The sequence below is a fragment of the Puia sp. P3 genome, from assembly GCF_050632245.1.
Classification (GTDB): Bacteria; Bacteroidota; Bacteroidia; order Chitinophagales; family Chitinophagaceae; genus Puia.
Window position 1 is genome coordinate 2,431,815 of the sequence record NZ_CP192583.1, and the last position, 11,871, is coordinate 2,443,685.

General features: G+C 54.5%; 15 protein-coding genes. 7 read left to right on the forward strand and 8 right to left on the reverse strand.

Annotated elements, in window-relative coordinates:
* Positions 1 to 41: 41 nt before the first annotated feature.
* The 5 genes from ACQ86N_RS14595 to ACQ86N_RS14615 all read right to left on the reverse strand — a co-directional run bounded on the left by ACQ86N_RS14595 (position 42) and on the right by ACQ86N_RS14615 (position 5,334).
* A complete protein-coding gene (locus tag ACQ86N_RS14595) occupies positions 42 to 212 on the reverse strand; it encodes a T9SS type A sorting domain-containing protein (protein WP_431215771.1) in 171 nt (56 codons plus the stop codon).
* A complete protein-coding gene (locus tag ACQ86N_RS14600) occupies positions 172 to 2,025 on the reverse strand; it encodes a CARDB domain-containing protein (protein WP_431215772.1) in 1,854 nt (617 codons plus the stop codon). The genes ACQ86N_RS14595 and ACQ86N_RS14600 overlap by 41 nt, the downstream gene beginning before the upstream one ends.
* A gap of 38 nt (positions 2,026 to 2,063) precedes the next feature.
* Positions 2,064 to 3,089 carry a hypothetical protein gene (locus ACQ86N_RS14605; RefSeq protein WP_431215773.1) on the reverse strand — a complete coding sequence of 342 codons (1,026 nt, stop codon included), beginning with the start codon at positions 3,087 to 3,089 and terminating at the stop codon, positions 2,064 to 2,066.
* Positions 3,090 to 3,275: 186 nt separating this feature from the next.
* A complete protein-coding gene (locus ACQ86N_RS14610) occupies positions 3,276 to 3,953 on the reverse strand; it encodes a hypothetical protein (protein WP_431215774.1) in 678 nt (225 codons plus the stop codon).
* Positions 3,916 to 5,334, reverse strand: coding sequence for a S8 family serine peptidase (locus ACQ86N_RS14615; protein ID WP_431215775.1), 1,419 nt, complete (start codon positions 5,332 to 5,334; stop codon positions 3,916 to 3,918). Before ACQ86N_RS14615 ends, ACQ86N_RS14610 begins: the two co-directional genes overlap by 38 nt.
* Before the next feature lie 410 nt (positions 5,335 to 5,744).
* Between ACQ86N_RS14615 and ACQ86N_RS14620 the strand changes: the two genes are divergently transcribed.
* Genes ACQ86N_RS14620 through ACQ86N_RS14635 form a run of 4 tightly spaced genes read left to right on the forward strand, consistent with a single transcriptional unit; the run spans position 5,745 to position 7,647 of the window.
* A complete protein-coding gene (locus tag ACQ86N_RS14620; protein WP_431215776.1) occupies positions 5,745 to 6,227 on the forward strand; it encodes a DUF5009 domain-containing protein in 483 nt (160 codons plus the stop codon).
* Positions 6,217 to 6,678, forward strand: a complete 462-nt coding sequence (locus ACQ86N_RS14625) for a hypothetical protein (protein ID WP_431215777.1) — start codon at positions 6,217 to 6,219, stop codon at positions 6,676 to 6,678. Before ACQ86N_RS14620 ends, ACQ86N_RS14625 begins: the two co-directional genes overlap by 11 nt.
* On the forward strand, positions 6,647 to 6,826 hold the full coding sequence (locus ACQ86N_RS14630) for a hypothetical protein (protein WP_431215778.1): 180 nt from the start codon (positions 6,647 to 6,649) through the stop codon (positions 6,824 to 6,826). Before ACQ86N_RS14625 ends, ACQ86N_RS14630 begins: the two co-directional genes overlap by 32 nt.
* 14 nt (positions 6,827 to 6,840) lie before the next feature.
* On the forward strand, positions 6,841 to 7,647 hold the full coding sequence (locus ACQ86N_RS14635) for a Cof-type HAD-IIB family hydrolase (RefSeq protein WP_431215779.1): 807 nt from the start codon (positions 6,841 to 6,843) through the stop codon (positions 7,645 to 7,647).
* 57 nt (positions 7,648 to 7,704) lie between these two features.
* On the opposite strand, the gene ACQ86N_RS14640 is transcribed toward ACQ86N_RS14635, so the two are convergent.
* The 3 genes from ACQ86N_RS14640 to ACQ86N_RS14650 form a co-directional block, all read right to left on the reverse strand.
* Positions 7,705 to 8,334, reverse strand: a complete 630-nt coding sequence (locus ACQ86N_RS14640; RefSeq protein WP_431215780.1) for a response regulator — start codon at positions 8,332 to 8,334, stop codon at positions 7,705 to 7,707.
* A 95-nt stretch (positions 8,335 to 8,429) separates the two neighbouring features.
* Positions 8,430 to 9,053, reverse strand: a complete 624-nt coding sequence (locus ACQ86N_RS14645; protein WP_431215781.1) for a hypothetical protein — start codon at positions 9,051 to 9,053, stop codon at positions 8,430 to 8,432.
* On the reverse strand, positions 9,044 to 9,571 hold the full coding sequence (locus ACQ86N_RS14650) for a hypothetical protein (protein WP_431215782.1): 528 nt from the start codon (positions 9,569 to 9,571) through the stop codon (positions 9,044 to 9,046). The genes ACQ86N_RS14645 and ACQ86N_RS14650 overlap by 10 nt, the downstream gene beginning before the upstream one ends.
* 316 nt (positions 9,572 to 9,887) lie before the next feature.
* Here ACQ86N_RS14650 and ACQ86N_RS14655 point away from each other — a divergent pair, with 316 nt between their 5' ends.
* From ACQ86N_RS14655 to ACQ86N_RS14665, 3 genes are read left to right on the forward strand one after another with little or no spacing between them, the layout of a single operon-like run.
* A complete protein-coding gene (locus tag ACQ86N_RS14655; RefSeq protein ID WP_431215783.1) occupies positions 9,888 to 10,883 on the forward strand; it encodes a helix-turn-helix transcriptional regulator in 996 nt (331 codons plus the stop codon).
* 54 nt (positions 10,884 to 10,937) lie between these two features.
* Positions 10,938 to 11,279 carry a hypothetical protein gene (locus tag ACQ86N_RS14660; protein WP_431215784.1) on the forward strand — a complete coding sequence of 114 codons (342 nt, stop codon included), beginning with the start codon at positions 10,938 to 10,940 and terminating at the stop codon, positions 11,277 to 11,279.
* A gap of 20 nt (positions 11,280 to 11,299) precedes the next feature.
* Positions 11,300 to 11,857: a helix-turn-helix domain-containing protein gene (locus tag ACQ86N_RS14665; RefSeq protein WP_431215785.1), complete on the forward strand. Its 558-nt coding sequence runs from the start codon at positions 11,300 to 11,302 to the stop codon at positions 11,855 to 11,857.
* The last annotated feature ends 14 nt before the right edge of the window (positions 11,858 to 11,871 follow it).

Here is an 11,871-nt window from a genome sequence, read left to right on the forward strand (position 1 = left end):
CGTCCTGAAGGAGGTGGGCAAATATAAGGTATGAGCGCCAGCTATTTAATAAAAACCTTCTGCACCGTAGTACCGGTATCCGTGTCCACGGCGAGCAGGTAAATACCCCGGCTGATCATCCCCACGGCGAGGGTTTGCTGGTACCCCTGTACCGTCTGTCTTAGCAACACCTTACCGGAGACGTCGGTCAGCCGCAGCTGCCGGATATTCACCGTGCTGCTGACGTATAGCTTGCCGTCCTCTACTGGGTTCGGGTAGACGCTGAGCGTGCCCACCCCCGTGGCAACAAGAGTCCGGACCGGCGACCGAGGTATAACGTCCGTCGACATCCACCATCCGCAGCCGGTAATAGTTGGTGCCGGAAAGGAGATGCGGGTCAGTATAGCGATAGGAGTGGATGCTGCCGGTGTCGGAGATCGCAGGGACGGAGTCCAGATCGGCATAAACGCTTCCATCGGCGCTCTTCTGGATGATGAACCGGCTCAGGCCCTTGTCGTTGGTGGTCGACCACTGCAGGAGCCCGCCTGCGCCGGCCCTGTTAGCCGTGAACGATAGCAGGGTCAGGGGCAGCGGCTGGGTGCCCGATGGTCCGCCGTTGTTGATCCAGAATTCGGAGAACCCGCTGACCTGATATTCGGCATAGTACCCATTGTCGTTGGGAACGATGCTGACGTCCTGGTGGGGCAAATGATAGGTGAATGTTCCCGAAGCGTCGTTGAACAGAATGCCGTCCTCTTCCGCGGTCACCGCGCTGCTGTATTGGGTCACACCGGCCTGATAGGGGTCGCCGATAGTGGTACAGGCCGGACAGCCCGTCGCCTTCATCAGCGTATCGGCCTCCGTCTGGAGGAAATAGAAGCGCACGGTCACGGGCGCGATCGGCGCCACGGCCGGCTGGATCACGATATTCCGGTCGAGATAATACTGGACCCCGTCATTGCGGACCGCGCCGGTATTGATATAGAGTTTGACATTCGTGAGCCCCAGGTTCTGGCCGTTGGGGTTGATGGCAGCCACGCGCTTGCCGCCGGCGTCGAAATTGATCCACCCGCTTCCGCTGACGGTCTGGCTCAGCCCGCCGGTGATATCGGCGCCGCTATATACAGACGCCTTGTCGAATACATGGACGTCGTCGATCGCCACACCCTCGAAATTCGCGGCCATATCACTCTTCATGACTATGCGGAATTTGACGCCGGCAGCTTTGACGGGAACGTCATAGCTCGACACATGCCATTTGGTATTGGACATCCTCCAGGCCTGAGCGGCTACGCTGTCATACCACGCCTGTCCTCCGCCGGCGCTGCCCAGCCTGGTCCAGGCGATCCCGTCCGTCGAATACTCGACCCAGTGCATATCACAGTCGCAGTCGTCTTCCGTCTGGAAGATATGACTAAAGCTGAATACCGGCTGGTTCAGCCCGGTAAGATCGAAGCAGGGCGAATAGAGATAAGATTGTTCGTTATCGTTATAGTGGCCCGTGAGGCTCGTCACCCAGCATTTGGCGCCGTTTGCGGCCTTGTTGATGACCGTCTTGGCCGGCGCGCCCCACTGCCAGCTCGGATTGGTCCCGCCCGAATACCAGTTGCCGCTGGACGTCTCGAATCCTTCCAGATAGGGATAGGCCGTGATCGTCGGCGAGGTATGGATCGTCACGGGCGTCAGCGTATCGTTCGCCGTGTAGGAGTCACCGGCCAGCTTGGCCCAGCCCGTGATCGTATAGGTGCCGAACCCGGACATATCCGCCTGTTGCGTGAACGTATAGATCACCGAGTCCTTTCCGTTGATGGAGGGTATAGTCTCGGTCACAGTGGCGCCGTTGATGGAAAAGGTCACCGGTATATTCGTGGCCGCCGCGCTGCCGTAGTTCTTCACCCTGAAGCTGATGGTCTGCGACGGGGACAGCGAACAGTCCGTTGCCGGGTCGGGAGAGATCAGGGCGGCAATGCCGACGTCGGTCGTCGAACGACTCAGTTTGATATTGTCGAACGTATAGCCTTCATCAGGCGAGGTAGGGTCGGCCACGACGTTGTTGGCTGACGTATATCCCTCTTCTCCGAATTTTATCTGGAAGCTGCTGGTAATGGTCTGTGACGCCCCTTAAGGGTACCCGTTATATCGATATGGGACGAAGGCTGCCAGGCGCCGACATTGGCCTGCGAGGTGTCCAGCGTATAGACCTCTGTCCAGGGATAGGTGTCGCCGCCGCGGATCCAGACCTTGTTGGACGTGCGGACGGAATCATTGCCCTGGTTCTTATAATAGAAGTCCAGCCACAGCTGGTCCGTCAGGGAATAGTTGGAGAGGTTGAAGGTCGTGATCAGATTGTTCACAGTTGTCTGGCCGGAAGCGTGCGCCTGATCCAGCGTCGCGGACTTCGTACCGCTGAAGGAAAATCCGGTATTCACAAATGTCCGCACGCGGCCGTTGGGATTGCTGGTCGTAAAATCGCAGCGGTCGAGCCCGGTGAAGCCCATGATAGGGGTCGTATAGCTGGCGCTGGCCGCCAATTCGAACCCTTCCGTATAGGTGGTGTTCAGGGTTATAGGGTCATTGACCAGCTGTTTGACCACGGTAGTGATCGTATCGTTCGAGGCGTTGGGGTCGCTGCCATAGTGGACCCATATCCGTATCGTGTCCGTGCCCGGCGCGGAGAGATCGGCGGTGGTCGTGAACACATAATTGGTGCCGCTCTGCCCTGCCAGCGATATCCCGGGCGTCTCCGTCACGGGCGTCCCGCTGTTGATGCTGTAGGAAAGGGAGATCGGGCCGCCGGTCGCGACCGAACCCAGATTTTGCAGGTGAACCTGAATTGGCACGCCTGAACCCAGCTGCGACGATGTATACATCCGCCCCGATACGGGTCCGATGACACTGTCTACGGTATAGTCATTGTTGGCGGCGCCGAGCGAGCAGTCACCTCCGGAAGGCTGGATATTCACGGCAAAAGCCCGCCTGCCGGGTTTGCCCGCCATGACCGGCCGCACGGAAAACCAGTACGAACTGTCGGGATTGAGACCCCGGAGAAGATAGTTCGTAGCGGTCGTACCTGCGATCTTCTGCATCGTACTGCCCTTCAGCTGCATCACTTCAAAACTGTCGGCTGAGGCGACGGTACTCCAGGAGAGCTGCGCATAGCCCTTACAGGGGTTGCCGCCGTTGAGACCGGTCGTTCCGAATACCGTGAACGGATAAGTGCTGGTGCCGCTGTAGGCGGTCCCATTGCGGCTGACGCGGATCAGTCCCTGGAATGTTATTCCCGCAGGCGTCCAGCTTCAGCTCGCGCTGATCTGAAGGGATATTGTCCTGGACCAGCGACCAGGTGGCGCCATTGTCGGCCGAATATTCTGCTTTGAATGTATTGGGCTCTCCTCCATATGCGTTCCACCGGATGAAATGCTCTTCGCCGGGTAAATAGATCTCGTTGCCGTACGGCGACTCCACTTTACCGAGGGCTGAATCACCTGCCAGGTGATCACGAAAGGCTGGGGGCCGGCCGGCACGGAGGTGCCGGCGACACTGATCTGAAAAGTTCCTCCCGCGGGCAGATTGACGACTACCTGTTCGATATTGTTGAGGTTGTCGACGCCTTCCACGGCGGCGTCCTGGACGTGCCCTGCGGCGGGATTTAATATCAGCGGGTAGTGCACCGTGCCCGAAGCGTCCTTTACCGTGAGGTCCAGATTGTTGACGAGCGCACTCGCTGAGAAGGGGCAGCCGGATAGTCGGGCCAGTACAGCATGACACGTACCTGCTGCGTCCCGGCAGGTACCGGGAAGGTTCTTGTCGCAAGCCCTCCGGTGGAAATGCCCCCGGTGCTCATCGCAAACTGACCTGCTTCCAGACATTCCACGGCGGCGCGACCGTTCCAGGGACCCAAAGCCATAGAGATAGTCGGGACCGGGATTGCCAAGGTCATTGGCGGTATTGCAGGCCGGGGCCTTTATCAGCATCGCGTAAGGGTCGCCGCCGCCGGACAGCTCGACGAAAGCGCTGAACCAGTAACGCCAGTGTTCCTGCTACCGCAGGGCAGGACATGCTGGTGCCATAGTCCGGACCATAGTCGTTATAGGGCATGGTCGACCAGACCTGGGTCCCGCCCGCGACCAGTTCGGGCTTTAGCCGGCCGTCATTGACAGGGCCGCTGCTCGAGCCAACATTGAGCATGGTTCCCGGACCTGCATAGGTGTTGTCGATATTTCCGACGTCGATCGCGTTCTTGGCGGTCTGAAACCCCGACTTTACGGTGGCATATTGTACCGGATAGGCCGAGCAGACATTGGTGCCGTCGTTGCCCGAAGCAAAAACGTGCATCAGCGCCGGATACGACCACAACTGGGCGTCGGTGTAATAGCTGAGCGCGTCATAGTCGCCATCATTCTGACATCCGTTATCATAGTCGGTATAGGAGTTGCTCGTTAACTGCATGTTGTAGTCGTTCAGGTATACCGGTGCGTTGGCCAATATATCGCTGAAGTTCTGGCTGACGATCGTCGAATGCGGGGCCATCCCGGTATACAACGGGCTCAGAATGCCGCCGCCCCCGACCGAACCGGAAGTATGCGTGCCGTGTCCATTAACAGGGCCCGACATCCTGTCGATCAGCCGGCCCGAAAAATCAACATGCGTATAAGGGGACGAGTTATCTCCCACACCCACGACGATACCGTCACCCTGCAGATTCCTGCCGGAGAGCGCCCCCAGTGCGTCCGCTCCGTGGACAGCACGGTTGTTGAAATTCAGCGCCCTTGGCCTCATCGGCTGGGCTGCTATATAGCTTACGAACGGCAATGCCGCCAGCTTATTGATGATGGCGGCGCCAGAGGCACGGACAAAGACCACGTGCGGGGGCTCGATCTTATCGGGGATGATGACTGCCCCCGCCGCTGCAAGCTCCTGCTTTATCTCGCTCTCCGCCTGACTGCCAAACCAGCTGACGGCGATCACATTGTCCCTGTTCTGAAGGTCTGCATCCATATTCGCCTGTAAGCGCCGGGCTATCTTGAATTCCGACGGCAACGGCGATATGCTGCTTATCGAATACCGGCCCAGCTCACCCGTCGGTATGCTGTCGCGTACTTCGGCCAGCCATGCCCGGTCGGGCAGGTAGTCGAATAGTCGTATACCCAACCCCGCTAGCTCTGCCTTCCTGACGGAATCCGGCAACTGGTCGAACTGTACGAGGACATAATATCTTTTTGTAAAGAACCGTGCGCAGAGCGTCGCGCTGTAACCGCATCGCACCAAAATTCCGCTGAGTCCGGTAATTTCCCCCTTGAAATGAACGGCGCCGGGCAACTGCTGGCCCTTTGCAGAAAGAAGACCGGAAAACAAGAACGAGTAAATAAGCAGTATAATGTGTAAAGTTCTGGTTTTCAATTCTGGAGTGGATTTAAAGGGATCGATATGCCAATTCTATTCAAACGGTAAGTTAGTCATAATAGTATAAATTTTTGCATTATTAACACGGTATCTCCGCCTCGTACTCTCCTGACAGCTTCCACCAGCCAGAGCGCGTGAACCGACTGCTTTCTCACCCGGTTCTTACATCCGGGTATAACCCTCCTTCGCCCCGATTCCGCACGGACCAGCTACGTGGTCATCGTGTCCCGCAAACCATAGCGGGCAGGCACAAGTTTTCTTTTGCCGCCGAAAGAAAATAGCTTATTTTACCCCTTTCTATCCGCAAAATGACTCAAAACACTGCATCTTCACGCTCGCTCGCGCTCGACATTTTCAGGGGTATGACCGTCTGCTTTATGATCATCGTCAATACGCCCGGCAGCGAGGCCTTCACCTATTCGCCTTTGCGGCACGCGGCCTGGCACGGCTTTACGCCGACCGACCTCGTCTTCCCCTCTTTTCTTTTTGCCGTCGGCAACGCCATGAGCTTTGCCATGAAGAAATTTGAAACGATGTCGCAGACCGAGGTTATCGGCAAGATCTTAAAAAGGACCCTGATCATTTTTCTGCTGGGGTTTCTGATGTACTGGTTTCCCTTTTTCCACCAGACCGACGGGCACTGGGTATTCAATTCCTTTTCGCATACCCGCGTCTTCGGCGTACTGCAGCGCATCGGACTTTGCTATGGCATCGCCGCTCTGCTCATTTACTACACCAGTCCGAAGACCGTTTACTCCGTAGCGTGGGTGCTGCTCATCGGCTACTGGGCGATCCTGCTGTTCTTCCCCGTTGCGGGGGGCAGACCCTTACAGCATGACCGGTAACACCGGCTACGGCATCGACAAATGGCTGCTGGGCGAGAACCATATGTACCACGGCGAAGGGCTGGCATTCGACCCCGAAGGCGCCCTGAGTACGCTGCCGGCGGTAGTCAACGTCATTGCGGGCTATTTTACAGGCGTCTTTGTCAGTCGCAAAGGCAAGACCTACGAGGGGCTCGCACAACTGCTGCTCTGGGGCGCCGCGCTGATCGCCGTCGCCTGCGCATGGAATCTCGTGTTCCCGATCAACAAAAAATTATGGACGAGCAGCTTTGTATTGCTGACCGTCGGACTCGACCTGATGATCCTGTCTTTCCTGATCTACTTCGTCGAGTTCAGACAGCAGACGCGGGGGCTTCCTTTTTACCGTCTTCGGAAAGAACCCGCTGTTTGTCTATCTGGTCTCCGAGCTGCTGATCGTAGTGCTGTTCACCATCCCGGTCGGCAACGGTGAGAACAGCGCCGAATGGATCAACCGCACCATCTTCCAGGCCGTCTTCCCGGGGCCTTTCGGCTCGCTGCTCTTCGCGCTGATCTATATGATGGTTTGCTGGACAGTCGGCAAAATATTGGATATGAAGAAGATTTATATACGCGTGTGAACTATATTTGCGGAATGTATAAAGCTGTATTCCTGGACATGGATGGCACCCTGCTGAAGTCCGATCATTCCGTTAGCGAGCTTACCATACAAACGATCCAAAGCCTCACCAACAAAGGCATTCCGGTGATCCTGGTCTCGGCTCGCCCGCTGAACGCCGTGCTGCCGACCTTCCGGAATATCGGACTACCGGCACACTATCCCATCGTCACGCTCAACGGCAGCTATATCGTCGAAGCAGAGCAGCCCATCTTCCAGGCGATGGTCGACCTTGCGACTACAAAAGACGTGACCGAAGCCGTCCGTCCCTTCAACGCCACGATCGCCTATTATCTGCGGAAAGAATGGTACTCGGAAGTCAGCGATTCATGGACCGACTATGAACAGCGGATCATGGACGTTAAGATCGTCACCGGTCCCATAGACCAACTGATCAAAGACTGGTCCGAACGGAAGATCGGTCCCAACAAGATGATGGTGATGAGTCAGGCGGAGAATATCTCGAAGATACAGACACAACTTCGGAAACTCTACAACGGCCGCCTGAACATCTATCCCTCCAAACCCACCTACCCGGAGGTGATGGACACCACAGGTTCCAAATCCAATGCGGTCAGGTTCATCAGCGAACGCCTCGGGCTTAAGCCTTCGGAGGTCATCGCCATGGGCGATAATTACAATGACAAGGAGATGATCCAGTTCGCAGGCATGGGCGTAGCAATGGGCAACGCGCCGGATGAGATCAAAGCCGCGGCAGACTATATTACAGATACCAACAACAACGATGGTGTGAGAAAAGCCCTGGAGAAGTTCTTCGCGTAAGCGGACGGGGGCGGTCAGTATGCGAATCGGGGCCGTCAGCAAGCGAACTCTGGGCGCTCAGATGATCTCGTACAACCGTGCCAGATTGATCAGCTCGACCGTATTGGAGATCTTCAGCTTGTCGAGGATGCGCGTCTTGTGCGTTCCTACCGTGGACTTGTGCAGACTCAGCGTATTGGCGATCTCGGAGACCGAACTACCCTTCAACATCTGCAACACCACCTCAAATTCCCGGTCGGACAGGTCTTCGAACGGATTATCCTTTAATTTTTTGGTCAGCTCGCCCGACAGGATCTCCGCCAGGTTATCGCTGATATAGCGCTTGCCGCCCAGCACCTTCTGGATGGCGTATTTGATCTCCGACTCCTTCGAGTATTTATTGAGGTAACCGTGCGCCCCGATCTTCAGGAACCTTTTGGCGAAAAACACTTCCTGGTTCATCGTGAAAATGATGATCTTGAGACCGGGATATTCTTTCAGTAAATAGGAAGTAAGACTAAAGGATTCAGTATGCGGCATATTGATGTCCAGCACCAAAAGGTCGAAAGAGGCCGATTTCATTTTTTTGATGACTGCTTCCCCATCTTCAGCCTCGTCGATGACGACATCCCGGATACAGCTATTGATCAATAGTTTCAAACCAGCCCGAACAATGGAATGATCATCGGCAATTAAAATATTTGGCATTTGCTTGAATTAAGGGGAAGCTTATCCCGGGTTAACCCTGATATACAAATATAGCTGTTACCGGTTATATTGAGAATGGTCCTTAAAGTCTTTATTTATTTGGGGCCGCCCTGTATTCCATCCTTGTATTTTCGGACGCCCGCCAGAAGTTTTCGGTATTTTGGGATGATCGTGTGCAGCAGCAGAATGTCGAAGGAGACCGATATAAAAATCAGTATCAGCCATTTGTACCAGTCATTGTGACTCAGCGTTTCAAAGGCCCCCTTATTCGACCGGAACAGCAGCAGCTGAATAAGGGCCAGCACATAAAATCCGGCCAGACCGCTGACAAATTTAAAAGAAAGTATATATTTATCCAGCACCGTCTCCAACTTACCCAGGAAGCCCATCAGGGGAAGCGACAGAAGGGTGGGGTAGTCGGCAAAAAATAGCAGCCGGATGTGAAAGTAGAGACCGTAGGACAGCAGTCCGAACAGGGCTACCAGCTCCGAAATATCCGGACCGTCCAAAATCCACTGTGAACGCAGCTGTATAGCGCTCACTATCCATAAGACCGAAAAGACAATGATCCTCGTCAGCAATTTCCTCCGCAAATAAAAGGCATCGGACAACGGGTTTTTCACCACGATCTTTTCAAGGTCGGACGAGAGGATCGGCCGCTCTTCCATCGAGATCTCGGGGAAATTGTCCCAGTGCTCCTGCAACTGCTTTAGCTCCATACCAATTTCTGCTTTAGGTAGGGAATGAAATTGAAAGACGCCTTACGGGGCAGCACGGCTTCCTTTTCCTTCTTCTTACCCGAAGCGTTCCTCGGCAGGGGCAGGCCCGTCAGGTGGGTCAGCTCGTCGGCGGGCATCTTCTCGAATTCGAGGAACAGACGAAACTTCTCATAGTCGGATGCCTCTCCCATCGACTGGCGAAAACGGGTCATCGACCGCTGGTAGTCGGGAGACTTGAACTGGATGCTGCGATCTGCCGGCGGCGCCATCTCCGTCGTAATGGAATGCAGGGCGGCCATATTGATACAGGCCCTCAGCACCATGGTCTGCTTGTCGCTGTTCTCCCGGCGACCCCGGATATTCTGGGATGCGGCAGCCATAATACTGGTGAAAAGATACTGATGTTCCTTGTAAGTGTGGGCGAATAGCCTGCAGATGGCATAGACCCTTTTGTGCTGGTTCTTCAGCAGCGAGCGGATGTCGACGTCAAACCCGCCCTTTTTGGAGGAATTGTTCATATTCGGTATGGATTTTAGACATAGGTGTGGATTGATCGATACAACCAGCTACATATGTAACCGGTTGTGAGGGTAAATATTTGACAAAAACGAGAATTAGGATAATCTTATTGTTGATTTCTTCAACGAGAAAAGACAGACTACAGCAAGGCTTAAACGATTGAGTAAGTGTTTTTTCGGATTCATAAGTAGTTAAAAAACTACACAAAATTCGTTCTTTTACTATACCTCCTGCCTGGCCTAATATATAACTTGGCGCTGATTCTGAGGCGGGTGAAACCGGATTTCTTTTTGATAGGAATAAATTTAAAATTCAATGAGCTATGTATCTCTTGAAAATTCAGAACCTTTTCTGAAATGTTTTGAGGCGCTCGCAGAGGACAAAAGTTGTGTTGTATCAGATTCGGTGCTCTATTTTTCGGGATCAAAGGGTAAAGGCTTTATTACCGTAGCAGGCATCAGCTCCGGCATTGAAGTGCTGGCGGTCAACCTGTCCCTGCTCACGGAAGACCTCACCATCCGTATGCTGCCTTCCGCCGACGCTTCTTCCTATATATTATGTTTCGACGAGATCGATATTCCCGGCAAGGCCGAAGGCGAACTGCCGCCAGTGCCCCCGGTCCTGGCCCATCCCCAGCAAATGCATTCCACCGTCAGCATCACCGATGCCGTCAACGGTAAGACCATCGTCTATCCGAAAGAAAAGACCATCCGTTCACTGGTCGTACGCGTGAAGAAACAAAGCCTCGACCGGCTGATCCAGGACTTCGACGCTGGCGCGATCGCCACGATCCTCGAGTCTACCGGTAATGAAGCTACCCTGAGCTGGCCCATCACGTTCAAATACCGGCTGCTGCTCGACGATTTCATGACGGAGATCATTCAGCACCCCTTCCGCGAACTGTTCACCATCCGCAATATCTCTATCCTGACCGAATACCTGCTGCAGCAATTCTTCGTGATGAACAAGCTCAGCGAGGACGGCAGCGCGCTCAGTATCCAGGACACGCATAGCCTCTCCCGGGTCGAGTACCATCTTTGTCTGCACTATAAAAAGGAGTTCCCCGGTATCGAGAAGCTGTCGCGTATCTCGGCCATGAGCCCGACCAGCCTCAAGACCAAATTCAAAAAATATTATGGAGAGACCCTGTTCGGTTACTACCAGAAGAACAAGCTGGAGCATGCCCGGAAGCTGCTCGACAACAAGGTGCCGGTAAAGGTAGTGGCCACCGAAATAGGCTATTCCAACCCCTCCCATTTTACCACTGGCTTTCAAAAAGGAGTATGGATTTTCACCCCAGCATTACCTTAACCCCCATTGATAGCCCTGCTAAATTGCCCTTAACTCTAACCCAGAAATATGACTATGAAATCCCAACATCCTGTTCCAGCCGCCAGGGCTTTGCATTGGCACGAAATGCAATTGCCGGTAGGTCTGCAAGCCGCTGCCATACGAAGCTCGGCCGAAGGACTGGATCTGACCCCACCCGGGTTCGCCCCCAATGGTCTCGTACTTACGTTCATCAACCATAAAGGAGACCTCCACGTCCGGCCCGCCGATGCTCCGGAAACAGAAGAATTGCCCGCCAGCCCCGGGCTCGGTCTGCTGACCACCGCCGCCCGTCCGCTGGTCTACCGGTCTTCCTCCTCCATTCTTTTCTCCGCACTTGTCATCTATATCCCTTCGAACTGGTCGGATATTTTCTGAAGGATAACGCCCAGTTCCAGATGATCGAACAGCTGCTCGCGCAGGACGCGAATATCGTCACCTGCAGACTCGGGAGAAGACAGATGTCCCTTTTCACCGCGGCGCTGGCACAGCTGCAGAACCCTGCAGAGAACCTGCTGGCAATCCAGAACAATCTCCTGACGCTGCTGGAGTATTTCCTGTGCAACCGCCACCGCAGCGTACTCGGCGTCAAACCCGTCTCCGATATCGACAACGAAGACGACCTCAGCCTGATCCGTGAGGTGGAATCCTATATTTCCGAATTCTATTGTTCCGATACATTCACCGTGGACAGCATCCTGAAAAAGACCTACACCAGCTATCACCGGCTGAATTTCCTTTTCAAGTCTATTCATGGAATGACCATATCGGAGTACATCCGGAACAAGAGGATCGAGAAGTCGAAGGAGATGATCGCGGACAACGCCAAATCCATCAGTCAGATAGCCTATGAGATCGGCTATTCCAGTATCAGCAACTATATACTGGCCTTCAAAAAGGTGTACCAGATAACGCCCGGTAAGTATAAGAAACAGATCGATAATATGGTTCAGTAAAGATACGCGGCCCC